The organism is Rahnella bruchi (assembly GCF_003614975.1).
In the GTDB taxonomy this organism is placed as follows: Bacteria; Pseudomonadota; Gammaproteobacteria; order Enterobacterales; family Enterobacteriaceae; genus Rahnella; species Rahnella bruchi.
Genome location: NZ_QZWI01000004.1, coordinates 237,278 through 262,945 on the forward strand (window position 1 = coordinate 237,278; position 25,668 = coordinate 262,945).

Genomic DNA, 25,668 nt, shown 5'->3' on the forward strand with positions numbered 1-25,668 from the left:
ATCCCCTCACAAAACCTCCTGAAAATTAGTTGCCACTCGTAACCGTCACTTCTTCATGCTTGTTAATTGAATTAACATCTGGGAAACAAAATTCAATACCCGCTTTATCTGCATGGCATTAAGAAACACATCAAGTGTTCAGCAGATGATGCCGTTGGATTTTAAACATACTGATTTAACTAAACTATTTTATATGTCTTTTTTTATGCAATGTTTAGCAACTGCTACAAGGGATGAGTCTATGTCTGTTAATAAACACACGGCACGTGCTGTAATTTGTGTCTCCGCTTTACTGTTTTCCGCCCCCTCCGTTTACGCTGCCGGGCATCCTCAGCTCGATAACGCTCAGGCCGCTAAAGTGATCGACAGTGTTAAAGCCACTCTTGCTGAACAGCACAGCACCGGTTGCGTTGCTGTAGTTGATGCATCTGGTTCGTTACTGGCATTCCAGCGTCTGGATGGTTCCCCTGCCGGATGCGTCGATGCATCCATTGGCAAAGCGCGCACCTCTGCGCTTTATCACGCCCCTTCGCTGAAATTCATGCAACGCCTTCAGGGCGGCGAAACCACCGTGCTGGCAATCCCGCACGCGGTGGCACTGGGTGGTGGCTTCCCATTGACCCTTGACGGTGAAGTGGTCGGTGCCGTCGGTGTCAGCACACCGAAGCAGGACATCGATAATCAGTCATCAGAAAAAGCGGCCAGCGTCCTGAAATAACAGGCACTTTTAATCACTCCTTCTTGTTGACGGCCACGCCCGTGGCCGTTTTATACGGAACATTTACGGACTTTCAGCATGATCAATCTCTCTCGTCGCCGGTGGATACTCGGCACTGCGGGCGTCATGGTTGCGGGTATCGGTGGCCAGATGCTGGGCGGTGGCGTGTTTGCTACTCTCGCCCATGCCGCGCCTCCGCTGGCTTCTGCTGTGACAATGCCAGACAGTTTTATGGCGCTTTCTAAGCAGCTTACCGGCATGGACGCACTCGAACCGCACCTCGGACAGGCACTCTACAGCTGGCTGCATCAGGCACAGCTCGACACGCAGCTTGAGGCCCTTTCGACACTTTTCACCACGCACCGCAACGTTGTCGGTGATGATTTGCATCAGTTGCTGGCCGCACAACCGGCGGAACTGGCGCAGTTGTATCAACAGCTGGTCAGCGGCTGGTATCTCGGCGTGGTCGGTCAGCCCGGCAGCCAGAAATGTATCGGATTCGAAAATATCATCAGCTATCAGTTGCTGAAAAATAACCTGCTGCCGCCAAGTTATGCGCCGGGTGAACCGAATTTCTGGGTCAACAAGCCTGCTGCGCCGCAACAAAATTCCACGGAGGTGATTGCTCATGGCTGATGCACTGAATGCAGATGTCGTTGTTATTGGTGCCGGTATCGCCGGATCGCTCGCTGCGCTGAAAATGGCGAAAGCCGGCGTTTCCGTGCTGATGCTCGATTCGGGGCCGGTCATCAAACGTGATGAAGCGGTAGAACTGTTCCGCCAGTCACCGCTGAAAGGCGATTTCACCGAGCCGTATCCGGCAAAACCCTGGGCGCCGCAACCGAAGTTTCAGCCAAAAGATAACAACTATCTGATCCAAAAAGGCCCGGATCTCTACGCTGCGCAATACCTGCGCGGCGTCGGCGGCACGACCTGGCACTGGGCGGGACAGGCGTTCCGTTTGCTGCCAAACGACATGAAGATCAAAACACTGTATGGCGTCGGTCGCGACTGGCCAATCAGTTATGAAGAGCTGGAACCGTATTACACCGAAGCGGAAATTCAGATGGGTGTTTCAGGTGACGATGCGCTGGACTCGCCGCGCTCCCGGCCTTATCCGCTGCCAGGTATCCCGCTGCCTTACGGGTTCGACCGAATCAGCAAACGCATTGCCAAACTCGGTTACATACTGGGTATCGGCCCGCAGGCACGTAACAGTATTCCTTACGACGGACGACCTGCCTGCTGTGGCAACAACAACTGTATGCCGGTTTGCCCGATTGATGCGCAGTATCACGGCGGGATTTCCGCGCGAAAGGCGATTGAAGCCGGTGTGCGCGTCATTGCCAACGCCGTGGTGTACAAAATCGAAGCCAATGACAGCGGCGAAATCGTTGCCGTGCATTATCTCGATGCCGACAAAGTGGCACACAAAGTCACCGGTAAACGCTTCGTGCTGACCGCCAACGGCATCGAAAGCCCGAAACTGCTACTGATGTCCACCAGCGACAAATATCCTGACGGCATCGCCAACAGCTCCGGCATGGTAGGCCGCAACCTGATGGATCATCCGGGCACGTCCGTGGAATTTTACGCCGATGAACCGGTGTATTTCGGCCGCGGCCCGATGCGTCCGGGCAGTATCAACAACCTGCGTGATGGCGATTTCCGTCGCGACCGTTCAGCACTTCGTATCGACGTCGCCAACACCTCCCCGGTGCGTTATCTGACCGAGCGTCTGGTGCGTCAGGGTTATTACGGCAAAGCGCTGAACGACAAACTGACCTATCAGTCAGAGCGTTTTATTCAGCTGAAATGCCTGCTGGAAATGCTGCCGGAACCTGAAAACCGCGTGGTACTGAGCAAGACTGAGAAGGACGAATGGGGGATCCCGCGTCTCGAAGTGCATTACAAATTCCCGGACTACGTTCACCGCGGTTATGACCAGTCGATGCTCGACTTCCAGAAAATCGTTAAAGAGATGGGCGGCACCGAAGTGGTGTACAGCAAGCGTGGCGTTTACGACAACAACCAGCACATCACCGGCACCATGATCATGGGCAGCGATCCGAAAGATTCGGTGGTGGACGGGAATTGCCGTACGCATGATCACCCGAACCTGTTTATCGCCGGTACCGGCATCATGCCTTCCGCTTCGACAGTGAACTCCACGTTGTCCGGAACCGCGCTGGCATTACGTATGGCTGACGCGGTACTGAAAAGCCTGGCCTGATTGATTTTCTGAGGATTGAGCAATGAAAATGAAATTCGTGCTGGCGGCATTGCCGTTAATGGCAGCGGCCAGCGCCTGGGCTGATGATGCAGCAGGCAACGCGGACATGATTAAACGCGGTGAATATCTGGCAATAGCCGGTGACTGCACCGCCTGTCACACCGCACCGGGGGCAGATAAAACCGCGAAATTCGGCGGCGGTTATCCGCTGGCATCTCCTTTCGGGGTGATTTACGGCACCAACATTTCTTCTGACAAGGAATTTGGTATCGGCAGCTGGAGTGACGATGAATTCGTCCGCGCAGTGCGTGAAGGTGTCGGCAAAGACGGACAGCAGCTGTATCCGGCAATGCCTTACGACAGTTTCACCAAAATGAAACGCGAAGACGTTCTGGCGATCAAAGCCTATCTGATGTCGCAGCCTGCGGTGCATTCCGCCGGGCCGCAAACGGATTTGTCCTTCCCGTTTAATCAGCGCTGGGGCATGCGCGTGTGGAAGCTGTTTAACTTCGACAAAGGCGAGCTGAAAAACGATCCGTCCCAATCAGCGGACTGGAACCGTGGCGCCTATCTGGTGGAAGCACTGGAGCACTGCGGCACCTGCCATACGCCGCGCACGCTGACAATGGGCATGGACACCGACAAAGCGTTTTCGGGCGGTGATTTAGGCTCATGGGTCGCGTTTAACATCACGCCGGATAAAAACGCCGGGATCGGCACCTGGTCGCAGCAGGATTTGGTGACATACCTGAAAAACGGTTTCGTGGCAGGCAAAGCGTCGGCTTCCGGCGCGATGTCTGAGGCCATTGAGCACAGCCTGCAACACTTGTCAGACAGTGACCTGAATGCGATTGCCACGTATATCCGCTCGGTTGCGGCTATAGGCGATGACAAGCAAACCAAACCGCGTGATGCATGGGGTCAGAAGAATCAGGACATTTATCCGCTGCGCGCCGAAGGTCAGACAATCGATCAGTCAGCCGCCGCGCTGTTTAATGCCAGCTGCGCCGCCTGTCACGGAAAAGGCGGTGAAGGCAGCGGCGAAGGATTCCATGCGTATCCGTCGCTTTTCAGCCACACCAGCACTGGTTCTTACGACAGCCGTAATCAGGTTTCGGTTATCCTCAACGGCGTACAGCGTCACATGGATAAAGGCGAAATCATGATGCCGTCGTTTGCCAATCAGCTGAATGACCAGCAGATTGCGACGCTGAGTAATTACGTCAGCACGCAGTTCGGAAATCCGGCAGCGGCAACCGTCACTGCCAAAGACGTGGCAAAAATGCGTAAAGCAGCTGACCTGACATATCCGCCGAAAATCGAAGAAGGCACACAGAAATAATTTGTTGTCGTGCAACAGACAAAAGGAGCCGCTGAGGCTCCTTTCCCCGTTTAGGGTAATCGTATTTGATGAGCGTTATAGCTTATGAGATTGCCGTCTGGCACCGAGCGTGGCGAGTGTCAGAATTGAGCTGGCCACCACGCGGTTTTTACCCTGCCGCTTCGCCTCATATAAAGACAAATCTGCCAGTTTGAGTGACTTGCGGATAATCATTCCCGGTAAATACAGTGAAACACCCAGTGACACCGTCACTTTAAGTTCCCTGCCATCTTCCAGAATGATCACGCATTGTTCGACTTCCTGACGGATGCGCTCCGCTATTGCCAGCAGCGTCGTCGGGTCATAAGCCGACGTCATGATCAGAAACTCTTCGCCGCCGTAGCGACCGGCAAAGTCTTCATTGCGCGTCAGGTGGCGTAATAAACGTCCTATTTCAATTAATACCCGGTCACCGGCCAGATGCCCGAGAGTATCATTCACCCGTTTAAAGTTATCGATATCGAGCAGAATTAAGCCGCAGGCTTCACGCTGTATTTGCCGCTGCGCCAGCCAGTAATCAATGCTGGCCCGGTTATTAATTTGCGTCAGTTCATCGGTCGCCGCTTTCACGCGAATGGTGAACACTTTGCTCATGTAGATTTCTTTATAATTTAGCGCGTGGTAACAGAGGATCATACATAGCGCGGCAATGACCTGATAAAAAATCAGCGCCGTCCACGGCACCTGAATGCCATGCAATCCTGAAACCAGCGCCAGACGGAAAATACCGACCAGCACAATGGTAATGTAAAGTTCACGGTGTTTTCGGCGTTGCCAGACACGGAATAAAAACAGAGTGCCGAGGATTATCGCGATAAATAAGTTATTGAGCGTAAACATTCCGCTGAAGAGAAATGTCACGGCATAACTGCATAATCCGCTGAGCCAGCCGCCAAAAAAAGTCACCAGTATCATCGGCAACATTTCAAAACTAAAAGAAAGGCTGTCCGTCAGCGCCAGCTGGTTGCCGCGCAGATACAGTGCCGTCATCCCCGCAACCAGTCCGAATGCCACCCGTTTCCAGTGTGAACCTTTAAAGGTGAAAGGTTCACTGCGGCTGAGGACAAAAAAGCTGATCGAAAGCGTGGCGTACGTAACACAAATATCCGCATACAGGCTGGTCAGCGAAAATATATCCGGCATAGTTAAATGCGTCCTCTCACGCTTTTCCCTGTCGATTTACGGGCATTAACTTAAATATAGATGATGAATGCCTTCATCGTATCCGTAGATGAAATAACCGGCGGCACATCACATTGCCGCCCATTACTATAAAACGAAGACTAAGCAGGAAAGTGTCAGCGAGTCTTGATTTATGTCTACATAACCTGAGTCGGACCGGCGTAGGCTATGACTTTTCCGGTGACGGAATACCGGGTTATTATCAATTCTTCTCACCAGGTGGTTTACGCTCTATGAATATTTCAGGAAGTCGCCGCATCAGACTGTTCAGTGCTCTGACCGACGCCTGTTTTCGTGAAAAATATACCCTTCAACGTTTACTAAAAGACGCCATTGCCGGTGTAACGGTCGGGATTATTGCTATCCCTCTCGCCATGGCGCTGGCCATTGGCAGCGGTGTTCCGCCGCAGTACGGGCTTTATACCTCGGCAGTCGCCGGGATTATTATCGCCATTTTCGGCGGCTCTCGTTTCAGCGTATCTGGCCCGACTGCGGCATTTGTGGTGATCCTCTATCCGGTTTCGCAGCAATTCGGATTATCCGGCCTGTTACTGGCGACACTGATGTCCGGCTTTATGTTGCTGCTGATGGGGCTGGCGCGTTTTGGCAGGCTGATTGAATACATTCCGCTGCCGGTCACGCTCGGTTTTACCTCCGGTATTGCGATTACTATCGGGACGATGCAGTTCAAAGATTTCTTCGGTCTGTCGATGGCAACGGTTCCCGAACATTATCTGAGTAAAGTGGCTGCGCTGGTGATGGCCTTGCCGACGCTGGATATCGGCGATGCGGCGATTGGCATTGTGACGCTCGGTATCTTAATTCTGTGGCCAAAACTGGGGCTGCGCATTCCCGGACATCTTCCGGCACTGCTGGCCGGTTGTGCAGTAATGGCCATTTTCATGCAGGCCGGACATCCGGTCGCCACCATCGGTTCACGTTTTCATTTCCTGTTACCCGACGGTTCGCAGGGCAACGGTATCCCGCCAATTTTGCCACAGTTCGCCCTGCCGTGGACTCAGCCCGACGGCAGTGGTCTGAGCTGGTCATTGGTGCAGGCGCTGCTCCCTGCGGCATTTTCCATGGCGATGCTCGGTGCGATTGAATCATTATTGTGTGCCGTCGTGCTCGATGGCATGACCGGCAAGAAACACCATTCAGACAATGAGCTGATCGGTCAGGGTATTGGCAATATGGTCAGCCCGTTTTTTGGCGGCATTACGGCCACGGCGGCGATTGCCCGTTCAGCAGCTAACGTCCGGGCCGGGGCAACATCGCCGGTATCTGCGGTGATCCACTCGCTGCTGGTGATCCTCGCCCTGCTGATCCTTGCGCCATTACTTTCATGGTTGCCGCTGGCGGCGATGGCGGCGCTGCTCCTGATGGTGGCGTGGAATATGAGTGAAGCACATAAAGTTGTGGATCTTCTGCGCCGCGCGCCGAAAGACGACATTCTGGTGATGCTGACCTGCATGAGCCTGACGGTGTTGTTTGATATGGTGATCGCCATTACCGCCGGTATCGTGATGGCGTCATTACTGTTTATGCGGCGGATAGCGAAACTGACGCGGCTGACGGAAGTTTCCGGCGAAACGGCGAAAGACACGCTGGTTCTGCGCGTTAATGGCCCGCTGTTCTTCGCAGCGGCTGAGCGACTTTTCAGTGAATTGCAGCTACGCAGTTCCGGCAAGAAAGTGATCGTGTTGCTGTGGGACCGCGTCGCTGTGCTGGATGCCGGTGGCGTTAACGCCTTGCAGCATTATATCGACGCCTTACCGCAAGGCACGGAACTGAGGATTGCAGAAATCCCCTTCCAGCCACTGAAAACGATGGCCCGCGCCAGAATGCATCCGGTGGAAGGAAAGCTGAGTTTTTATAGTTCTCTGCAAGATGCTTTGCAAAGCCATCACTAAACGAAAAAGGCGACCAGAAGGTCGCCTTTGTTTTATCTGGTCGTGACAGATTATTTGCTGGTATCGAGCACCGGGAAGCTTTTCACCAGATCGTCGATAGCTTTCATCTGCACCAGGAAAGGTTCCAGTTTGTCCAGCGGCAATGCAGAAGGACCGTCGCATTTCGCGTGAGCCGGATCTTCGTGCGCTTCGATGAACAGACCTGCAATACCCACCGCCATACCGGCGCGAGCCAGTTCAGCAACCTGTGCACGACGACCACCGGAAGCTGCGCCAAACGGGTCGCGGGTTTGCAGAGCATGAGTCACGTCGAAGATGACCGGATGACCGCCAGTGGCGTTGATCATCACGTTCATGCCCAGCATGTCGACAACCAGGTTGTCGTAGCCGAAGTTGCTGCCGCGATCGCACAAAATAACCTGATCGTTGCCGCCTTCTTTGAATTTATCGACGATGTTACCCATCTGGCCAGGGCTGACGAATTGTGGTTTTTTCACGTTAATGACAGCACCGGTTTTCGCCATGGCTTCCACCAGATCCGTCTGGCGTGCCAGGAATGCTGGCAGCTGGATCACGTCGACCACTTCTGAAACAGGCTGTGCCTGCCAGGATTCATGCACGTCGGTGATGATTTTTACACCGAAAGCTTTTTTCAGTTCCTGGAAGATTTTCATGCCTTCATCCAGGCCCGGACCGCGGTAAGAATGAATGGATGAGCGGTTCGCTTTATCGAAAGACGCTTTGAACACGTAAGGAATACCGAGTTTCTGGGTCACGGTGACGTAATGCTCACAAACGCGCATCGCCATCTCGCGAGATTCCAGCACGTTCATCCCGCCGAACAAAACAAACGGCAGATCGTTGGCGACTTTGATGTCCTGAATGCTAACCACTTTATGTTTCATACTTTGGCCTTTTAGTAAAAAATCCTTCACCTGAATGCGCCGCAACCGGCTGTTTTATCAACATTATTCAGATGGAACGAGAGGTAATGATAAATTAATGGAGCGTCACTTGCTTGTGCTCAATCGAGTGGATCTGCACTTTAATCACTTCTGAAATCGGGTCTTCCGGGCACTGTTCAACAAAATAGTTCAGATCGTTGATCGCCACATGGTCACATTCCAGCTGGGCGTAAATCAGCCCGCGGTCACGGATTTCATACGGATCTTCAGGGTCGAACTGCAATACCGTTTCACTGGCGCGCAGAGCGAGTTCAAACTGTTTTTCTTCCATCAGCGCGGCTTTCAGGGTATCGAGCATTTTACGCACGATCAGCGTGTTTTCCGCTTCCTCGAGATCATCATCTTCGATCACTGCCATCACGCCAAGATTGCCCTTCAGCCACACATTCAGCATGTGTTCATTGAGCGTGTCGCCGTTGATTGGATTGAGCAGCCACATCTCTTCATCGAGCCAGTCGGCGCGCATGATAAGCTGTGTCGGGAAAATCACCGGCATCAGCGGCAGATCCAGTTCATGCGCGATATGCAGGAAAATCACTCCCAGCGAAACCGGCGTGCCCTGGCGCGATGACAACACTTTGTCGATCCAGATGGCGTCCGACAGGCGATAAACGCCTCCTGCGCCACCAAAACCCCAGGTACGATAAAACAGTTCAATCAACACTTCGAGCTGCTGATCCTGATCAAGATCGACAGGAACGATGCTGCGCGCTTCATCGACCAGCAATTGCAGCTGGTGGCGAACTTCGTCCGCATTGAAATCAAAACGCACGGATTCTGTTACTTTGATCACCCCGGCACTGAGCCGGGTGGTGTTAAATTCAAAATCAGCAAGGGTACTCATAGTTATCCCATTAGCAGCGGTATTTTCGTCAGCGCCAGTTTAAGAATCACATACAGGCAAGCAAGCGCCAGGATAAAGGCCAGCCAGCGGGTTTTCTGACTCACTGGTCGCTTGCTCAGGGCTACAAAACCCAACGCAATATAGATAATAACGCCAAAAATCTTTTCGGTCAGCCAGGTTCCCTGTGGGCTGAACGGATAAAAGTGTGTGATGAAGATAAGCGAAATACCACTTAATAGCAGTAAAGTATCCACAATATGTGGAACAACCCTCACCCAACGTTTCTGCATCATAACAGAACCCGCCCATTTCCAAAAAAATCGCAGGACAAACAGCGCAATGCTCAGCGTGATTGTCAGCAAATGCAGATTTTTAATCCAGACATACGCCATTGTCTGCTTCCTTTCTATTTATTGTTTTTAATGAGTGATGTTTTTAGAAAATACGTGTTGGCAGAAACTGCTTACTTTGACGACGGCTGCCATTGCCCGAGGCTGACGCGATCATTACCACCGTAATCTTTCACCGTCGCAATCTGCTGATAGCCTGCATCTGTAAAAAGTTTTTGCACATCCGCCGCCTGTTGCCAGCCATGCTCGAGCAATAACCAACCGCCATCCTGAAGATACGCGGGTGCGCCGGCAATAATATGCGCGAGATCAGCCAGACCAGCATTATCAGCCACCAGCGCGCTGGCAGGTTCAAAACGCACATCTCCCTGAAACAGATGCGTGTCCGTGGCATCAATGTAAGGGGGATTGCTGGCGATAAGCACAAAGCGTTCTCCGGCCACCGGCGTAAACCAGCTGCCCTGCACAAACTGTACATTCGGGATATTCAGCTTTTGTGCATTGTGTTTCGCGAGGCAGACAGCATCGGGTTGCAGATCAATTCCTGTTACCTGACAGTCAGGACGCTCACTGGCTAAAGCCAGCGCAATAGCACCCGTACCGGTACCTAAATCGAGAATACTGACGGGTTCTGACGGCAGACGTTCCAGCGCCTGTTCAACCAGACATTCGGTATCAGGACGCGGAATTAATGTGGCGGGAGAAACAGACAGTGGCAGCGACCAGAATTCGCGTTCTCCGGTCAGATACGCCACCGGCTCACCCTGCTCACGTCGCGCCAGCAGGGTTTCGAGCTGTTGAAGTTGTTCAGCGGTAAGTTGCGTTTCGCCAAAAGCCATGATGTACGTTCTTGCCCGGCCAGTCACAAAGCCGAGCAGAATTTCAGCATCACGCTTCGGGCTTTCACCCGCAGAAAGACGAAGGGTGGCGTCACGCAGCCAGGACTGAAAATCCATCAGTCCTGCTCTGAGAGCGCAGCAAGCTGATCGGCCTGATATTCCTGCACGATCGGCTGGATCAGCGCGTCCAGTTTACCTTCCATCACTTCATCCAGACGGTAAATGGTCAGGTTGATACGGTGATCGGTCACGCGACCCTGCGGGAAGTTGTAGGTGCGGTTACGGTCTGAACGGTCACCGGTGCCGAGCAGGTTACGGCGCGTCGAGGCTTCTTCTGCCTGACGTTTTGCCACTTCCGCAGCCCGGATACGCGCGCCCAGCACCGACATTGCCTTGGCTTTGTTTTTGTGCTGAGAACGTTCGTCCTGACATTCCACCACGATACCGGTTGGAATGTGGGTGATACGGATAGCGGAATCGGTGGTGTTAACGTGCTGACCACCCGCGCCTGAAGAACGGAAAGTATCAATGCGCAAATCACCGGCATTGATTTCCGGCAGTTCTGCTTCAGGAATTTCAGGCATTACAGCGACGGTACACGCCGAGGTATGAATACGTCCCTGAGATTCGGTTTCCGGAACGCGCTGAACGCGATGACCGCCTGATTCAAACTTGAACTGGCCGTACGCGCCCTCGCCGCTGACTTTGGCGATGACTTCTTTATAACCGCCGTGTTCGCCTTCGTTGGCGCTCACGATCTCCACACGCCAGCGGCGCATTTCTGCGTAACGGCTGTACATACGGAATAAATCACCGGCAAAAATAGCCGCTTCATCGCCACCGGTTCCGGCACGAATTTCGAGGAAACAACCGCGTTCGTCATCCGGATCTTTTGGTAATAACAGAAGCTGTAATTTTTCTTCGAGTTCTTCGATAGTGGTTTTGCACTCTTTGATCTCATCCTGCGCCATTTCGCGCATCTCTGGATCATCAAGCATCATTTCAGCGGTTTCTAAATCTTCCTGCGCCTGACGCCAGGCCAAAAAACATTCAGAAACTGCTGTTAACTGTGAGTATTCGCGGGAAAGACTGCGGAATTTATCCTGATCGGCAATAACGCTGGCATCGCCGAGCATCGCCTGCACTTCTTCGTGGCGCTCTTGTAACGCTTCCAGTTTGGCAACAATAGAAGGCTTCATGCGTGGTGTTTAACCCTGTGAGAAAAGGAGAACTATTGCTGACCCAGCCCGAGGCTGTCGCGTAAAATTTGCAAACGCTCCACATCACCGTCGCTGGCTGCCTGTTGCAGAGAACGGGTTGGCGCGTGAATAAGGCGGTTTGTCAATTTGTGGGCTAATTCATGGATCACCGCTTCGACGTCAGCGCCCTGCGCTATGGCGGCAAGAGCTTTTGCTTGTGCGTCGGCGCGAATAATATCAGCACGTGAGCGATAATCACGAATAATTTCAACGGCTCCCTGCGAACGCAGCCAGGCCATGAAGTTTGAACTCTCCTGCTCAACGATCGTTTCGGCCTGAATGGCCGCCGCTTTGCGTTGTGCAAGGTTGTTTTGAATGATGCTGTGCAGGTCATCGACGCTGTACAGATAAGCGTTAGCCAGTTTGCCGACTTCCGGTTCGATATCACGCGGAACGGCAATATCCACCATCAGCATTGGCTGATTGCGGCGGGCCTTCAACGCGCGCTCCACCATGCCTTTACCGATGATCGGCAGCGGACTGGCGGTGGAACTGATAATAATGTCGGCTTCAGCCAGACGGGAATCGATATCCTGTAGGCTGATGACTTCTGCGTTCACTTCCGTCGCCAGCGCCTGTGCGCGTTCACGCGTACGGTTGGCAATCATCATGTGACGCACATTGTGCTGATGAAGATGGCGCGCCACCAGTTCGATGGTTTCACCCGCACCGACCAGCAACACGTTCACATCAGAAAGGGATTCGAAAATCTGACGCGCCAGCGTACAGGCAGCAAACGCCACAGAAACGGCACTCGCACCAATATCTGTTTCAGTACGGACACGCTTGGCAACCGAGAAGGATTTCTGGAACAGACGCTCCAGTTCACCGGAAACCGCCTGACCATTTTGCGATTCTGCGAAGGCTTTCTTGACCTGACCGAGAATTTGCGGCTCACCGAGAACCAGCGAATCCAGCCCGCTGGCGACGCGCATCAGATGGCTGACGGCTTCATTATCGTGGTGCCAGTAAAGGCTTTTGCGCACTTCATCTTCGCTGAGATGATGATAATCACATAACCACTTAACCAGCTGTTCCTGCAGATTTTCCTGCTGTTCGACGCTGAGATAGAGCTCAGTGCGGTTACAGGTAGACAACACGACTCCGCTCTGCACCAGCGGTTGCTGGAGAAGACTGGAAAGCGCCTGATTCAGCGTCTCGGGTGAAAATGTTACCCGTTCACGCAGAGACACCGGGGCTGTTTTGTGGTTGATACCTAATGCAAGCAGGGTCATATCGGGAGCGGTTATCGGCTTATACTTTATAATAGTATGGGTTTACGTCTGCTGCGCATTCTACAAGATGCGCGAGATCAATAAAAGGCGAACAGCACCATCGGTTAATTATGATGTAGGTTTATTTCCGATAAGGTTATGGAAATCGCACAGAAAGCCGCTTTCAGTTTGCCAGACTGCCACTCAAGTCAAATTAACCATTCTAAACGTCTGCGCACCGCCCCATTATAACCCTACTTTTTATAAGGATATATTAAGAATGGCTATACCCGCTTACTTATGGCTTAAAGATGATGGTGGCGCGCTGATCAAAGGCGGTTCAGATGTCAAAGACAGGGAATACAGCATTGAGGTAAAAGGCTTTCATCATAATCTGATGATCCCCACAGATAACGCAACAGGTAAAGTCACCGGCACGCGCATGCACTCTCCTCTCCTGATCGTGAAGGACTTCGACTGCTCCAGCCCTTACATTTATAAGGCTGTAGCAACCGGCCAGAGTCTCGAATCTGCTGAGATTAAATGGTACCGCATCAACGATGCTGGCCAGGAGGTTGAATATTTCAATATGCTGTTAGAGAAGGTAAAGATCGTTTCAATTTCGCCAGCGATGGCCGCCGCAAGCAACCCGAACGAGAACCATATGGAGACGGTCGAGCTTCGCTACGAGAAAATTACCTGGAAGCATAATGACGGCAATATTATTTTTGCTGATTCGTGGAACGACCGCCAAACGGCATAATTTGAGAGGGGCGGGAGCCCCTTTCTTTAATCATCGTAAAACCATCGCCCAGCTTTAACTGCCTCAATAAGCATTTCGACTGTTAGAGGTCTTAATTCACGTTGCGGTAGTTTCTTTTGCCAAAAAGCTCTTTCCGCTTCGTAATAATTTAGCATGTCAAAATCAGAAGAATCGACGCTGTACTTCGTGAAAACGTCCACCAGCATGTCTTCGGCGTCTTCGGGCAATAAGTTAAACTCCCCGCTGTTTATGCCCCAGTTCTTTTGAACCGGAACAATTTCAGGGTCACGCCAGCTTTTTCTGAAACCATAATGCCTGGTCAGATACTCACAAATTTCAGTCTCTAAATCCCTCTCGTTCATTAGAAATATGTCCATGCAATTCGGTCTTCAGGTCTTGCGATGAGGTTATATTTGTTCCTTGTACTCTTATTAACCATTTCAAGCATAATGATGATCTGCGCATAACCCAGCCATGGAGTCCAGCGGCCAATGAAAGGAGCCATCTTACTGGTTGGGACAAGTTTTATTTTTGATCCTTTCCCCATAGGAGCAGAGAGTCTTAAACCGAAAGGTATTCTTTTCTCCTTGAGTAAGGCCCGTGCCAGCTTAGAAACAACGCTTGTTCCGGGTGTGTTGTTTATCGCTGAAAGCTTCCCAGAAACAGGAATCCATGGCTGGCCGCCTAAAATCATCGCAGTCGTGGTCACATCTAAACCCAGGTGTTCTGACAGCCCTTCTACGTAGATGAGCCAGAATAATTCTTGAGCCGTCACATTCGCCTGCCCATGATAGAAATAAGTTCCACCTAACTCTTCAGTAGTATCCATTCTCAATATCCTTTTGAAAAGAAGGGTTTTAGCATAGGCTTTCACGCCTTAATGGACAAACACTCCTGCATGTCTGGTGCATTATTCAATTACAAATCAGCATTGTCCCAAAACGGATTGATCGCCGATCATCTGCGCAGGGTTGAGATCATCCCGCGCTCTGGCTGTGCTAAACTGACGCACGCCACATTTGCCCTGGCATCCCATTTCGCCAAAGCACAAAGGATTTTATCTGTTATGCCAATGCGTAAAGCACACTTTGTTCGCCTTCTTCCTCTTGCAAGCTTAGTTCTTGCCGCCTGTTCGATTAATGCGCCGAAAGGTCCGGCGACCAGCCCGACGTCCCCGCAATGGCGTGAACATGAAGCTCAGGTTAAACAGCTTGAGCATTATCAGACCCGCGGTTCTTTCGCTTATCTTTCCGATAAACAGAAAGTCTATGCCCGCTTCTTCTGGCAACAATATTCCCCGGACAGCTACCGCTTACTGCTGACCAACCCGCTGGGCAGCACCGAAATGGAGCTGAAAGTGCAAAGCGGTATTGCACAGCTGACCAATAATGAAGGCAAGCATTACACCAGTAATAATCCGGATGACATGATCCAGAAGCTGACCGGCATGTCGATTCCGCTGGCGAATTTGCGTCTGTGGATGCTCGGCCTGCCAGGTGACGGCACCGATTTCACGCTCGACAGCCAGTACCGTCTGTCTCAGGTTAAGTTCACGCAGAACGGTAACGCGGGCACCGTGGTCTATCAGAGCTATGACGAAGATGCCAAACCTTCCCTGCCGCAACGTCTGGAAATGACCCAGGGCGAACAGCGTATCAAGCTGAAAATGGATAACTGGACGTTAAACTGAGATGACACAGCAATTGTGGCCTTCTCCGGCTAAACTCAATTTGTTTCTCTATATCACTGGCCAGCGTCCAAATGGCTACCATGATTTGCAGACGCTGTTTCAGTTTGTCGATTACGGTGACAGTTTGAGTTTTAACGCCCGTGACGACGGTGCCATCGTGCTGACCACTCCGGTTGAGGGTGTGGCTGACGAAGATAATCTGGTGGTGCGCGCCGCGCGTCTGTTGCAGCAACATGCGGGAACGTCTCAGGGCGCAGACATTGCACTGCAAAAACGTATTCCTATGGGCGGCGGTCTGGGCGGCGGTTCTTCTAACGCGGCGACCGTGCTGGTGGCGCTGAATGCAGTCTGGAATTGCGGACTTTCCGATACCGAACTGGCGCAACTTGGCGTGACTCTCGGCGCGGATGTGCCGGTGTTTGTAATGGGTCATGCCGCTTTTGCCGAAGGCATCGGCGAGATTTTGCAACCGGTCGAACCGGCAGAAAAATGGTACCTGATCGCGCATCCCGGCGTCAGCATTCCGACGCCGTTGATTTTCGGCGATCCGCAACTGACCAGAAATACACCAAAACGCCCTGTTAATGTGCTTTTGGACACGCCTTACGCAAATGATTGCGAACCGATTGCGAGAAAACGATTTTACGAGGTTGAACAGCTACTTTCTTGGCTGTTAGAATACGCGCCGTCGCGACTGACCGGGACAGGTGCTTGTGTGTTTGCAGAATTCGACACTGAGTCTGCCGCCCGTCAGGTTTTGGACAAAATGCCATCGTGGAGTCGGGGTTTTGTCGCGCAAGGTGTTAATATCTCGCCGTTGCACCGTTTTCGCGAAGTCTGGTTGAGAACTGCGGGCAAAGCGTAGAGAGTCACAGCGGTTTTGTGTCTGTTCTTTGCCAGCCAATTATTCAACAGATTTAAGTAGTAAGATTTAGAAGTATCGTGAGCATAATGCTTTGGTACCGCTCACCGCCCGGTGGTGCCAAAAGCCAATGTCTTCCCTGGACGCAAGCCTGAGGTTCTTCTCGTGCCTGATATGAAGCTTTTTGCTGGTAACGCCACCCCGGAACTAGCACAACGTATTGCCAACCGTTTATACACCAGCCTTGGTGACGCCGCCGTCAGTCGTTTCAGCGACGGTGAAGTAAGCGTGCAAATTAACGAAAATGTACGTGGCGGAGATATTTTCATTATCCAGTCCACCTGCGCGCCTACTAACGATAACCTGATGGAACTGGTCGTAATGGTTGATGCCTTACGCCGCGCCTCCGCTGGTCGTATCACAGCCGTTATTCCTTACTTCGGCTATGCACGTCAGGATCGCCGGGTGCGTTCTGCCCGTGTACCCATCACTGCTAAAGTTGTTGCTGACTTCCTGTCCAGCGTCGGCGTTGACCGTGTTCTGACTGTAGACCTTCATGCAGAACAGATTCAGGGCTTCTTCGATGTTCCGGTAGATAACGTGTTCGGCAGCCCTATTCTGCTCGAAGACATGCTGCAACAGAACCTGGAAAACCCGATTGTGGTTTCTCCGGATATCGGTGGTGTTGTCCGTGCCCGTGCTGTGGCAAAACTGCTGAACGATACCGACATGGCTATCATTGATAAACGTCGTCCACGCGCAAACGTTTCTCAGGTGATGCACATTATCGGTGATGTTGCTGGCCGTGACTGCGTACTGGTCGATGATATGATCGACACCGGTGGTACTCTGTGTAAAGCCGCTGAAGCACTGAAAGAACGCGGTGCTAAACGCGTATTCGCTTACGCCACCCACCCGATTTTCTCCGGCAATGCAGTGGAAAACATCAAAAACTCCGTCATCGACGAAGTGATTGTATGTGACACCATCCCGCTGTCCGCAGAAATCCGCGCACTGAAAAAAGTGCGTACCCTGACCCTGTCAGGCATGCTGGCAGAGGCTATCCGCCGCATCAGCAACGAAGAATCCATTTCTGCGATGTTCGAGCATTAATCATCACGCCCCTGTTTTCAGGGGCGTTTTGTTTTGCCTGAATGTGCTTTGCCAGAAACAGAAATGCAAAAAACCGTTATCGCGCAAGCGACAACGGTTTTTTTTATGGGCAAACGTTTTTAGGGATTAACGTTATAACGCCCGGTCAGGATCAGGAATGGCGATGTGATTTACTGTTGGTGCAGCGGGAATCAAAGTGGCGTACCCACCAGTATCGGTCTGCGACGCGCTCATGCCCGCCGACTCTCGCACCTGCTACCCATAAAATGGCACCGACGAAAATGCTGCCAATCGCGCCATGCGCCAGGAATTGCGGTAAACCGAGTTCAGGCATCTGATTCAGAATCGAATAACCAACACCACCGACCATTGTGAGTAAACCGAGTCCCATCAGGCCATTGCCGATCATTCTTGCGGTTTTACGTTTCATAAGTCACCTCCAGTTGTCGATAGTCTTAGCATCATTGCTGTCTTGTCTTTTCTTGCCTTTAACTATAGACGTCCCATCCGGTTCACTTTGAGGTAACGATCACAGACAGAGAACATTGAATGACAAATCTTTACGTTTTCCAGTCATATAGGTTCGAAAGGTTAATAGTCAGCCCGGTGAACTATTCAACATTTTGCGTAACTGGCAGGAATTATTTTTTGTGATGTTTGGCACAGTGAAAGGCGACAGGTAAACTAGCCCGCTAAACCTCACCGGATAAAGAAGCGAAAATCGTGAGCAGCATTAAATTGATCGTTGGCCTGGCCAATCCCGGCGCAGAATACGCCCAGACCCGTCATAACGCAGGCGCCTGGTATGTTGATCTTCTCGCCCGCCAGCACAACCAGCAGTTGAAAGAAGAAAGTAAGTTTTTTGGATATACCGCCCGCCTGTCACTGGCCGGTCAGGACGTCCGTCTGCTGGTTCCGACCACCTTTATGAACCTCAGCGGCAAAGCCGTTCTGGCGATGGCGCAGTTCTACCGCATCGAGCCGGATGAAATTCTGGTCGCGCACGACGAACTGGATATCCCGCCGGGCATGGCGAAAATTAAACTGGGCGGCGGTAACGGCGGCCATAACGGTCTGAAAGACATTCAGAGCAAATTCGGTAATAACCCGAACTTCTACCGCCTGCGCATTGGTATTGGCCATCCGGGCGATAAAAGCAAAGTCGTGGGATTTGTACTCGGCAAGCCGCCAGCCAGTGAACAGAAGCTGATTGATGATGCCATTGATGAGTCACTGCGCTGTACCGAATTACTGATGAAAGAAGGCCTGGAAAAAACCATGCGCCGTCTGCATACCTTCAAAGCTGAGCTCTAAAAAGTCGTGAAGTGGCGCGAATTACCGCGCCCTTTTCTTTACCTCCCTCCTCCCTAACTCAAATTCCGTTACCTGTCCTGCAATTCCTCCGCTCAGTGTTGCCAACTGCAACTATTCATGAGCATTATGCGAATCTCATTTACATTCAGTTACGCCTGATGATTAACGTTGCTTTGATTGACGACCACGTTGTGGTGCGTTCCGGTTTTGCCCAGCTGCTGGGCCTTGAGCCCGATATTCAGATTGTCGGCCAATATGCGTCGGCGGCGAATGCGTGGTCGTCGCTGCTGAAAATGAATATCGACGTGGCGGTGATGGATATCGCCATGCCCGATGAAAGCGGGTTAAGTTTGCTGTCGCGTTTGCGCCAGCAGCGACCGGATTTCCGCGCCATCATTCTGAGCATTTACGACACTACTGCATTTGTTCAAAGTGCGCTGGATGCCGGTGCGGGTGGCTATCTCACCAAACGCTGTGGCCCGGAAGAACTGGTGCAGGCAGTACGCACCGTGCATGCCGGTGGCCGTTATCTGTGTTCCGATGCCCTGCTGGCACTGCGCCAGAGTCAGCAAACGCCGAAAGCGTTGCAGGCCCTGACGCCGCGTGAACGCGAGATTTTCGATTTGCTGATCAACGGACTGAGCGTGAAAGCGATTGCCGAACAGCTCGCACTGAGCCACAAAACCGTGCACGTTCACCGCGCCAATATCCTCGGTAAACTCCAGTGCGACACCACCATCGAACTGGTCCATTTCGCCATTCAGCACCATCTTCTCGCCTGATGCGCAGAGTTGGCCTGACGCTGTTTCTCGCCATTTTCTACAGCCTTTGCTGGCTGGCCCTGTGGTCGATCAGTTTTTATCTGACGCAGAATGGCCAGCAGGCGATGTTACTTCTGCCGCAGGGCCTGCGTCTGGCGCTGATGACGTTACTTTCGCGCCGTTACTGGCCGGTGATGCTGGCATCAGAATTTGGCATTGCCGTCTGGCTGCACAGCGAACAGTTACAAACGCACTGGTTCATCCTGCTTTCACCGCTGCTCAGCCTGATCCCCGCCGCACTCGTTCAGCATTTCTGGCGTCGGTATACCCTTTACTGGCAGCGGCTTTTACTGTTGCTTGGCGCGGTGGCCGGTAACAGCCTGTTGCAGATGGCGGTACCCGGCCTGTGGCTGAATTCACCGCTGAGCCAGACGCTGCTGGCCTCCTTCACCGGCGGCATTCTTCTGACGCCGTTTATCTATCTGATTTATGAATACCTCAAGCAACAGCATCTGCAAAACCTGCTGGCGCAGGAGATCCCTGATCCGCCGCTGCGCACATCGCTGCTGATCTGGTGCTCGCTGTTTTTCGCTCTCGCCGTCTGTCTGCAAATGACGCTGGCACCGGAAGTTGAACGCCTGCTGATCATTCTGGTCTTTCTGCCCAATGTGGTGATGGCTTACGCCTTCGGCTGGCAGGGCGGCGTGCTGGCGGCGGTGCTGGGCAGCCTGATGATTACGGTAACGCGGCAGATGAGCGGCGCGTTTCACGATCTGCTCGAGCTGGAACTGTTTCTTTCCACACAGGCGCTGCTCGGCATCGGCCTGGGGATCGCCATCAGCCGTCAGCAGCAGCTGGCGTCACATCTCAACCGCTACCGTTTACAACTGGAGCAGGAATTGCACACCCGTCGCCAGCTGACTGAGCGGCTGGTGCATACCGAAGAAGCGGTGCGCAAGGAAATCGCCCGCGAACTGCACGATGAAATCGGGCAAAACATCACCGCCATACAAATCCAGGCGATGCTGGTCGACCGCAGCCCGCCCGGCGCGGCCACTCACGCCGCCGCCAGACAGATTGGCGAACTTTCGCAACGCATTCACCACACTACGCGGCAGTTACTGCGCCAGCTGCGCCCTCCTGTGCTCGATGAAATGTCGCTTGACGTTGCCCTGCACCATCTGGCGGATGAATTCGCCTTCTTACAGCAGGGGATCGACTTTCAGCTCGATTACTCCCTGACCGATGCGCCCACCGATGACACGCTGATTTTCACGCTGTACCGGCTGGTACAGGAATTGCTCAACAACATCAATAAACATGCCGGTGCGACCGAGGTGCGTGTCAGCCTGACCGTGCAACAGAACATGCTGGTGCTGACGGTCAGTGACAATGGCATCGGCTTTACCCTGCCGGTAAAAGAAGGCTTCGGGCTGCGCGGTATTGAAGAACGCGTCCGTGCTCTGGGCGGCGAATGGCTGGTTCATCAGCAGGACGGCACCCGCATAATTGTTAAGTTGCCCACAGATTTGCAAAGAACATCACCCTGACTAGGACTAATTCCTAGTCATCTAAAACCTTGTCTCATCCCCCCGACAAAACACACGCATACACTCGCCTCATTACGCCGGAGAACACCATGACAGCAACGCCGCTATCCGCCACCGACGTGGATAAAAATTATCGCTACTGGCGCGTGCATTTATTGCTGTCGATGGTCATTGGCTACGCCGCGTTCTACCTCACCCGCCGCAGCGTTAACTTTGCGATGCCAGTGATGCAGCTGGAACTGGGGCTGACCAAAAGCGATATCGGCCTGCTCGGCACACTGTTTTATCTGGCCTACGGCGGCTCGAAATTTATCTCGGGCATTTACAGCGACCGCACCGGAGCCCGCTGGTTTATGGGTGTCGGATTACTGATGACGGGTGTGCTGAATATTCTGTTCGCCTTCTGCCATTCGCTGACCGCGCTGCTTGTTGTGTGGACGCTCAACGGATTCTTTCAGGGCTGGGGATGGCCGCCGTGCGCCAGATTGCTGACGCACTGGTATTCGCGCAGCGAACGCGGTTTCTGGTGGGGGTGCTGGAATACGTCGATCAACATCGGTGGCGCGGCGGTTCCGCTGCTCTCGGGATTACTGGCCGCCACCTGGGGCTGGCAGGCGGCGCTGCTGGTTCCGGGCGCGGTCGGGGTCATCCTCGGATTGTGGCTTTGCCGCCAGCTGTGCGGCACACCGCAGCAGGAAGGATTGCCAACGGTGGGCGTCTGGCGGCGTGATCCGCTGGAACTGCGGCAGGAGCAGCAAAGCCCGCCGATGAGCATGATGCAGATCCTGCGCCGGACGATTTTGCAGAACCGGACAATCTGGCTGCTGGGCGTCTCGTATGTGCTGGTATACCTCATCCGCATTGCGCTCAATGACTGGGGCAATATCTGGCTGGCGGAGAATCACGGTGTCAATTTGCTCAGTGCAAACGCGACACTGTCACTTTTCGAACTCGGCGGCCTGCTCGGTGCGTTATTTGCAGGATGGGGTTCTGACCTGCTGTTTCGCGGGCAGCGCGCGCCGATGATTTTACTGTTTTCTCTGGGGCTGTTTCTCACCGTCACCGCCCTGTGGCTGGCACCGGTGCATCATTTCGGGCTGCTGGCGCTGAGTTTCTTCAGCATCGGATTTTTTGTTTTCGGGCCGCAAATGCTGATTGGTCTGGCGGCAACCGAATACTCACATAAAGACGCGGCAGGCACGGTGACCGGTTTTCTCGGCCTGTTTGCCTACCTCGGCGCGGCGCTGGCCGGATGGCCGCTGGCGATCGTGATGCAACACTACGGCTGGTCGGGATTTTTTGCAGTACTGACAATGGCTTCGGCGTTCGTCGGGCTGCTGCTGATGCCCATGATGATGGCCGGGATCAGCAAACGCGAATTACAGTCCGCTCCGCCGGACAACTGACAAGGTTCTCTGCCCTGCAACATAACAAGAAAAAGGTAAACACCATGAAAACGACTCTGACTTACTCCCTCCTCGCCGCAGCCGTCGCCATGACGGCTTTCACCGGTGCCGCTCAGGCAAAAGGCCGTCTGGTGGTCTATTGCAGCGCCACCAACGCGATGTGTGAAGAAGAAACTAAAGCCTTCGGGGAAAAATACGACGTCAAAACGTCCTTCATCCGCAACGGTTCCGGCAGCACGCTGGCGAAAGTCGAAGCCGAGAAAAAGAACCCGCAGGCGGACGTGTGGTACGGCGGCACCTTAGATCCACAGTCACAGGCCGGTGAAATGGACCTGTTGCAGGCTTACAAATCCCCCAACCTCACGCAAATCATGCCGAACTTCCAGGATCCCGCGAAGCGCAAAGGTAACTACTCCTCCGCAGTGTACATCGGCATTCTGGGCGTCGGCGTGAATACCAACCGCCTGAAAGAGAAAAACCTGCCTGAACCGAAATGCTGGAAAGATCTGACCAACCCGATTTATAAAGGCGAAATCCAGATTGCTGATCCGCAAAGTTCCGGCACCGCATACACCGCACTGGCGACCTTCGCACAACTGTGGGGCGAAGATCAGGCCTTCGATTACCTGAAAAAGCTCAACAGCAATATTTCCCAGTACACCAAGTCCGGTATCGCTCCCGCCCGTAACGCCGCACGTGGTGAAACCGCCATAGGTATCGGTTTCCTGCACGATTACGCTCAGGAAAAAGAGAGCGGCGCACCGCTGAAGCTTATCTCTCCTTGCGAAGGTTCCGGCTATGAAATCGGCGGCATCAGCATCCTGAAAGGCGCACGCAACCTGGATAACGCCAAACTGTTCGTTGACTGGGCATTGTCAAAAGAAGCGCAGGAATTGGCATGGAAGAAAGGCCAGTCGTATCAAATTCTGACCAATACCACCGCAGAAACCTCGCCGAACTCGCTGAAAATGAGCGACCTGAAGCTCATCAATTACGACATGGACAAGTACGGCGCATCCGATATGCGTAAAGAGCTTATTACTAAGTGGGTCAACGAAGTGAAGATGGGCAAAGAAACACAATAAAAGCCCAAGTAACTTATTGAGTGACTTAGCTCTGCTCCTCCCCCTTCGCAGGGGAGGAAGTTGCGGGGCTCTCTCACTCAGCATTATTTTCGCCAACACCACTTTCTCTTATTAAGGGGACGTTATGTCTCAATCACTAACCCTGCCCGACACACGACGCCGTGACCCGGTTTTCGGCTGGCTGGGGCTTATTCTGGCCGCTTTTGTGCTGCTGCCGTCGTGGAGCCTGGACTACGGTCTGCTGGAGTCAACTCAGGATGAAATTCTCGCGGCGTACGGCTGGTCGGGGCTGAATCTCAGCCTGCTATGGCTGATCCTGCCGATGGCGTTACTGTTTCGTCCGCGCCATGCACAGCGGCTGGAAGCCCGCCGTCGTCATCAGTTCGACGCCGCCTGGTCGGTGTTTTGTGCGCTGTTCATGATCGTCAGTGCGACTCTGATTGGCCGCGGGCTGGGCTATGGCAGCATTCTGATGTTTATCGCCCTGGGTGCGATTTGCTCGCTGGCGCTGTCACGGCTTGAGTGGCTGGGCGGCGACCGTTTCGTGCTCGGTTCGCTGATTTGCATCATCGCGCTGATCGGCGTGTTTATCATTTATCCGAGCATTGCGATTTTCATCCCGATGTTCACCAGTGAGGCCGGAGATTTCGCGCCGCTGGCCTTTATGGCGGTACTCGGTCAGTCGCATATTTTGCAGGTGATCTGGAACTCGTTCCTTCTCAGCGTCGCCGTCGGGATCGGTTGTACCTTCTTCGGGCTGGTGCTGGCGATTTACACCACGCGCATCGCCAAACGCTCAGCGATTATCGGACGTATTTTCTCGATTTTACCGATTGTTACTCCGCCGTTTATCGTCGGGCTGGGTGTTACGCTGATGATGGGCCGCTCAGGTTATGTCACTGAACTGATGGTCGACGGGTTCGGGCTGACCAACACCAACTGGCTTTACGGTTTCACCGGCATCTGGCTGGCTCAGGTTCTGGCGTTCACGCCGATGGCGTTTATGATCCTCGACGGTGCCATCAAAACCATTCATCCGTCACTGGAAGAAGCGTCTTATACGCTGCGCGCCAGCCGCTGGCAGACCTTTCACCGCGTATTTCTGCCGCTGCTTAAACCGGCGCTGGCGAACGCCTTTCTGATTGTCATCGTCCAGTCGCTGGCGGATTTCAGTAACCCACTGGTGCTCGGCGGAAATTTCGACGTGCTCGCCACGCAAATCTATTTCTACATCACCGGCGCACAGCTCGATTATCAGGCAGCCAGTACTCTCGGCGTGATCCTGCTGGTGTTTTCACTGCTGGTGTTCTGTGTGCAATACATGTGGATCGGCAAACGCTCGTACGTCACGATTTCCGGCAAAACCTCACGCGGCGACGTTCAGCCGTTGCCGGTGACGCTGGTGTGGGGCGTCACTGCCCTGCTGGCGGTATGGATAGCCTTCAACGCCCTGCTTTACGGCAGCATTTTCTACGGCAGTTTCACCGTCAACTGGGGCGTGGATTACACGCTGACTTTCGACAACTTCACCAAACTGTTCGGACAGGGCTTCTCCGACGGCGCATGGCCTTCGCTGCTCGACACTCTGCTCTACGCCGGAATTGCCGCGCCAATCACAGCACTGTTTGGTTTGCTCATCGCTTACATCGTGGTGCGCCAGCAGTTTCGGGGCAAAAAAACCATCGAATTCAGCACCATGCTGTGCTTTGCGGTACCGGGCACGGTGGCGGGGATTTCCTACATTCTGGCCTTTAACAGCGCACCGGTTTATCTGACGGGTACGGCAGCCATCGTGATTATCTCCATGGTGATGCGTAACGTGCCGGTGGGTATCCGCGCCGGGATTGCCGGGCTGGGACAGCTGGATAAATCGCTGGATGAAGCCTCGCTCAGCCTGCGCGCCGGTTCGATGCGCACGGTAATGTACATCCTGCTGCCGTTGCTGCGACCGGCCATTCTGTCAGCGCTGATTTACAGCTTCGTCCGCGCGATTACCACCGTCAGCGCTATCGTTTTCCTGGTCACGCCGGACACCCGCGTCGCCACCGCGTACATTCTCAATCGTGTGGAAGACGGCGAATACGGCGTGGCGATTGCCTACGGTTCAATCCTTATCGTCGTGATGCTGGCGATCATTTTCATCTTTGACTATCTGGTTGGCGAAGCGCGAATTTCCCGCTCAAAAGCCAAAACCGGCCAATAATTCTGGAGCGTTTTCACATGACA

General features: G+C 53.2%; 25 protein-coding genes. 15 read left to right on the forward strand and 10 right to left on the reverse strand.

The features are described 5' to 3' along the window. Window positions 1-241 precede the first annotated feature (241 nt). The 4 genes from D5398_RS10870 to D5398_RS10885 all read left to right on the forward strand — a co-directional run bounded on the left by D5398_RS10870 (window position 242) and on the right by D5398_RS10885 (window position 4,293). A complete protein-coding gene (locus D5398_RS10870; protein WP_120507640.1) occupies window positions 242-718 on the forward strand; it encodes a GlcG/HbpS family heme-binding protein in 477 nt (158 codons plus the stop codon). Between the two features lie 78 nt (window positions 719-796). Beyond that, window positions 797-1,354: a sugar dehydrogenase complex small subunit gene (locus D5398_RS10875; protein WP_120507641.1), complete on the forward strand. Its 558-nt coding sequence runs from the start codon at window positions 797-799 to the stop codon at window positions 1,352-1,354. Continuing rightward, window positions 1,347-2,951 (forward strand): GMC family oxidoreductase, encoded by a 1,605-nt coding sequence (locus tag D5398_RS10880; RefSeq protein ID WP_120507642.1) that lies wholly within the window; start codon window positions 1,347-1,349, stop codon window positions 2,949-2,951. The genes D5398_RS10875 and D5398_RS10880 overlap by 8 nt, the downstream gene beginning before the upstream one ends. Before the next feature lie 22 nt (window positions 2,952-2,973). After that, on the forward strand, window positions 2,974-4,293 hold the full coding sequence (locus D5398_RS10885; RefSeq protein WP_120507643.1) for a c-type cytochrome: 1,320 nt from the start codon (window positions 2,974-2,976) through the stop codon (window positions 4,291-4,293). 75 nt (window positions 4,294-4,368) lie between these two features. Here the strand turns inward: D5398_RS10885 and D5398_RS10890 are convergent, their stop codons facing one another. Further along, window positions 4,369-5,475 (reverse strand): GGDEF domain-containing protein, encoded by a 1,107-nt coding sequence (locus D5398_RS10890; protein ID WP_120507644.1) that lies wholly within the window; start codon window positions 5,473-5,475, stop codon window positions 4,369-4,371. A 272-nt stretch (window positions 5,476-5,747) separates the two neighbouring features. Between D5398_RS10890 and dauA the strand changes: the two genes are divergently transcribed. After that, window positions 5,748-7,427 carry a C4-dicarboxylic acid transporter DauA gene (dauA, locus tag D5398_RS10895; protein WP_120507645.1) on the forward strand — a complete coding sequence of 560 codons (1,680 nt, stop codon included), beginning with the start codon at window positions 5,748-5,750 and terminating at the stop codon, window positions 7,425-7,427. Between the two features lie 50 nt (window positions 7,428-7,477). Here dauA and kdsA read toward each other — a convergent pair whose 3' ends face one another. From kdsA to hemA, 6 genes are all read right to left on the reverse strand, one after another. Further along, window positions 7,478-8,332 carry a 3-deoxy-8-phosphooctulonate synthase gene (kdsA, locus tag D5398_RS10900; protein ID WP_120507646.1) on the reverse strand — a complete coding sequence of 285 codons (855 nt, stop codon included), beginning with the start codon at window positions 8,330-8,332 and terminating at the stop codon, window positions 7,478-7,480. 94 nt (window positions 8,333-8,426) lie between these two features. After that, window positions 8,427-9,236, reverse strand: coding sequence for an invasion regulator SirB1 (sirB1, locus tag D5398_RS10905; RefSeq protein ID WP_120507647.1), 810 nt, complete (start codon window positions 9,234-9,236; stop codon window positions 8,427-8,429). A gap of 2 nt (window positions 9,237-9,238) precedes the next feature. Further along, window positions 9,239-9,628 carry a SirB2 family protein gene (locus D5398_RS10910; RefSeq protein ID WP_120507648.1) on the reverse strand — a complete coding sequence of 130 codons (390 nt, stop codon included), beginning with the start codon at window positions 9,626-9,628 and terminating at the stop codon, window positions 9,239-9,241. A gap of 71 nt (window positions 9,629-9,699) precedes the next feature. Next, entirely contained in the window at window positions 9,700-10,542 is an 843-nt protein-coding gene (prmC, locus tag D5398_RS10915; protein WP_120507649.1) for a peptide chain release factor N(5)-glutamine methyltransferase, read from the reverse strand. Continuing rightward, window positions 10,542-11,624: a peptide chain release factor 1 gene (gene prfA, locus D5398_RS10920; protein ID WP_120507650.1), complete on the reverse strand. Its 1,083-nt coding sequence runs from the start codon at window positions 11,622-11,624 to the stop codon at window positions 10,542-10,544. Before prfA ends, prmC begins: the two co-directional genes overlap by 1 nt. Before the next feature lie 32 nt (window positions 11,625-11,656). Further along, on the reverse strand, window positions 11,657-12,919 hold the full coding sequence (hemA, locus tag D5398_RS10925; RefSeq protein WP_120507651.1) for a glutamyl-tRNA reductase: 1,263 nt from the start codon (window positions 12,917-12,919) through the stop codon (window positions 11,657-11,659). Between the two features lie 259 nt (window positions 12,920-13,178). On the opposite strand from hemA, the gene D5398_RS10930 reads away from it, so the two are divergent. Beyond that, window positions 13,179-13,661: an Hcp family type VI secretion system effector gene (locus tag D5398_RS10930; protein WP_120507652.1), complete on the forward strand. Its 483-nt coding sequence runs from the start codon at window positions 13,179-13,181 to the stop codon at window positions 13,659-13,661. 26 nt (window positions 13,662-13,687) lie between these two features. Here the strand turns inward: D5398_RS10930 and D5398_RS10935 are convergent, their stop codons facing one another. Together D5398_RS10935 and D5398_RS10940 are read right to left on the reverse strand one after the other, a co-directional pair. Next, window positions 13,688-14,023, reverse strand: coding sequence for a DUF1493 family protein (locus D5398_RS10935; RefSeq protein ID WP_162940751.1), 336 nt, complete (start codon window positions 14,021-14,023; stop codon window positions 13,688-13,690). Next, a complete protein-coding gene (locus tag D5398_RS10940; RefSeq protein WP_120507654.1) occupies window positions 14,023-14,490 on the reverse strand; it encodes an STM2901 family protein in 468 nt (155 codons plus the stop codon). The genes D5398_RS10935 and D5398_RS10940 overlap by 1 nt, the downstream gene beginning before the upstream one ends. Window positions 14,491-14,727: 237 nt before the next feature. Between D5398_RS10940 and lolB the strand changes: the two genes are divergently transcribed. From lolB to prs, 3 genes are all read left to right on the forward strand, one after another. Then, complete coding sequence (gene lolB, locus D5398_RS10945; protein ID WP_120507705.1) at window positions 14,728-15,351, forward strand: lipoprotein insertase outer membrane protein LolB; 624 nt, start codon at window positions 14,728-14,730, stop codon at window positions 15,349-15,351. Window position 15,352: 1 nt separating this feature from the next. Next, window positions 15,353-16,216 (forward strand): 4-(cytidine 5'-diphospho)-2-C-methyl-D-erythritol kinase, encoded by an 864-nt coding sequence (gene ispE, locus D5398_RS10950; protein ID WP_120507655.1) that lies wholly within the window; start codon window positions 15,353-15,355, stop codon window positions 16,214-16,216. A 162-nt stretch (window positions 16,217-16,378) separates the two neighbouring features. After that, on the forward strand, window positions 16,379-17,326 hold the full coding sequence (gene prs / locus D5398_RS10955; protein WP_013575591.1) for a ribose-phosphate diphosphokinase: 948 nt from the start codon (window positions 16,379-16,381) through the stop codon (window positions 17,324-17,326). Window positions 17,327-17,477: 151 nt separating this feature from the next. Here the strand turns inward: prs and ychH are convergent, their stop codons facing one another. Then, window positions 17,478-17,756, reverse strand: coding sequence for a stress-induced protein YchH (gene ychH / locus D5398_RS10960; protein ID WP_120507656.1), 279 nt, complete (start codon window positions 17,754-17,756; stop codon window positions 17,478-17,480). Between the two features lie 293 nt (window positions 17,757-18,049). Between ychH and pth the strand changes: the two genes are divergently transcribed. The 6 genes from pth (at window position 18,050) to D5398_RS10990 (ending at window position 25,645) form a co-directional block, all read left to right on the forward strand. Next, window positions 18,050-18,640 carry an aminoacyl-tRNA hydrolase gene (gene pth / locus D5398_RS10965; RefSeq protein ID WP_037034067.1) on the forward strand — a complete coding sequence of 197 codons (591 nt, stop codon included), beginning with the start codon at window positions 18,050-18,052 and terminating at the stop codon, window positions 18,638-18,640. A 158-nt stretch (window positions 18,641-18,798) separates the two neighbouring features. Then, the gene (locus D5398_RS10970; protein WP_120507706.1) at window positions 18,799-19,422 is read left to right on the forward strand and encodes a response regulator transcription factor; all 624 of its coding nucleotides are present in this window, start codon (window positions 18,799-18,801) and stop codon (window positions 19,420-19,422) included. Further along, window positions 19,422-20,951 (forward strand): MASE1 domain-containing sensor histidine kinase, encoded by a 1,530-nt coding sequence (locus D5398_RS10975; protein WP_120507657.1) that lies wholly within the window; start codon window positions 19,422-19,424, stop codon window positions 20,949-20,951. Before D5398_RS10970 ends, D5398_RS10975 begins: the two co-directional genes overlap by 1 nt. 89 nt (window positions 20,952-21,040) lie before the next feature. Beyond that, entirely contained in the window at window positions 21,041-22,357 is a 1,317-nt protein-coding gene (gene uhpC / locus D5398_RS10980; RefSeq protein ID WP_120507658.1) for an MFS transporter family glucose-6-phosphate receptor UhpC, read from the forward strand. A gap of 44 nt (window positions 22,358-22,401) precedes the next feature. Continuing rightward, the gene (locus D5398_RS10985) at window positions 22,402-23,442 is read left to right on the forward strand and encodes an ABC transporter substrate-binding protein (RefSeq protein ID WP_120507659.1); all 1,041 of its coding nucleotides are present in this window, start codon (window positions 22,402-22,404) and stop codon (window positions 23,440-23,442) included. Between the two features lie 124 nt (window positions 23,443-23,566). Beyond that, complete coding sequence (locus D5398_RS10990) at window positions 23,567-25,645, forward strand: ABC transporter permease (RefSeq protein ID WP_120507660.1); 2,079 nt, start codon at window positions 23,567-23,569, stop codon at window positions 25,643-25,645. Window positions 25,646-25,668: the final 23 nt, after the last annotated feature.

Bases quoted from the DNA above. Each gene is read 5' to 3' on its own strand.
- D5398_RS10910 (WP_120507648.1), bottom strand. From the start codon at position 9,628: ATGGCGTATGTCTGGATTAAAAATCTGCATTTGCTGACAATCACGCTG.
- D5398_RS10970 (WP_120507706.1), top strand. From the start codon at position 18,799: ATGATTAACGTTGCTTTGATTGACGACCACGTTGTGGTGCGTTCCGGT.
- D5398_RS10870 (WP_120507640.1), top strand. From the start codon at position 242: ATGTCTGTTAATAAACACACGGCACGTGCTGTAATTTGTGTCTCCGCT.
- D5398_RS10975 (WP_120507657.1), top strand. From the start codon at position 19,422: ATGCGCAGAGTTGGCCTGACGCTGTTTCTCGCCATTTTCTACAGCCTT.
- D5398_RS10990 (WP_120507660.1), top strand. From the start codon at position 23,567: ATGTCTCAATCACTAACCCTGCCCGACACACGACGCCGTGACCCGGTT.
- D5398_RS10890 (WP_120507644.1), bottom strand. From the start codon at position 5,475: ATGCCGGATATATTTTCGCTGACCAGCCTGTATGCGGATATTTGTGTT.
- D5398_RS10940 (WP_120507654.1), bottom strand. From the start codon at position 14,490: ATGGATACTACTGAAGAGTTAGGTGGAACTTATTTCTATCATGGGCAG.
- D5398_RS10875 (WP_120507641.1), top strand. From the start codon at position 797: ATGATCAATCTCTCTCGTCGCCGGTGGATACTCGGCACTGCGGGCGTC.
- uhpC (WP_120507658.1), top strand. From the start codon at position 21,041: ATGACAGCAACGCCGCTATCCGCCACCGACGTGGATAAAAATTATCGC.
- sirB1 (WP_120507647.1), bottom strand. From the start codon at position 9,236: ATGAGTACCCTTGCTGATTTTGAATTTAACACCACCCGGCTCAGTGCC.
- D5398_RS10880 (WP_120507642.1), top strand. From the start codon at position 1,347: ATGGCTGATGCACTGAATGCAGATGTCGTTGTTATTGGTGCCGGTATC.
- prmC (WP_120507649.1), bottom strand. From the start codon at position 10,542: ATGGATTTTCAGTCCTGGCTGCGTGACGCCACCCTTCGTCTTTCTGCG.
- prfA (WP_120507650.1), bottom strand. From the start codon at position 11,624: ATGAAGCCTTCTATTGTTGCCAAACTGGAAGCGTTACAAGAGCGCCAC.
- kdsA (WP_120507646.1), bottom strand. From the start codon at position 8,332: ATGAAACATAAAGTGGTTAGCATTCAGGACATCAAAGTCGCCAACGAT.
- hemA (WP_120507651.1), bottom strand. From the start codon at position 12,919: ATGACCCTGCTTGCATTAGGTATCAACCACAAAACAGCCCCGGTGTCT.
- dauA (WP_120507645.1), top strand. From the start codon at position 5,748: ATGAATATTTCAGGAAGTCGCCGCATCAGACTGTTCAGTGCTCTGACC.
- ychH (WP_120507656.1), bottom strand. From the start codon at position 17,756: ATGAAACGTAAAACCGCAAGAATGATCGGCAATGGCCTGATGGGACTC.
- D5398_RS10935 (WP_162940751.1), bottom strand. From the start codon at position 14,023: ATGAACGAGAGGGATTTAGAGACTGAAATTTGTGAGTATCTGACCAGG.
- D5398_RS10985 (WP_120507659.1), top strand. From the start codon at position 22,402: ATGAAAACGACTCTGACTTACTCCCTCCTCGCCGCAGCCGTCGCCATG.
- ispE (WP_120507655.1), top strand. From the start codon at position 15,353: ATGACACAGCAATTGTGGCCTTCTCCGGCTAAACTCAATTTGTTTCTC.
- lolB (WP_120507705.1), top strand. From the start codon at position 14,728: ATGCCAATGCGTAAAGCACACTTTGTTCGCCTTCTTCCTCTTGCAAGC.
- D5398_RS10930 (WP_120507652.1), top strand. From the start codon at position 13,179: ATGGCTATACCCGCTTACTTATGGCTTAAAGATGATGGTGGCGCGCTG.
- D5398_RS10885 (WP_120507643.1), top strand. From the start codon at position 2,974: ATGAAAATGAAATTCGTGCTGGCGGCATTGCCGTTAATGGCAGCGGCC.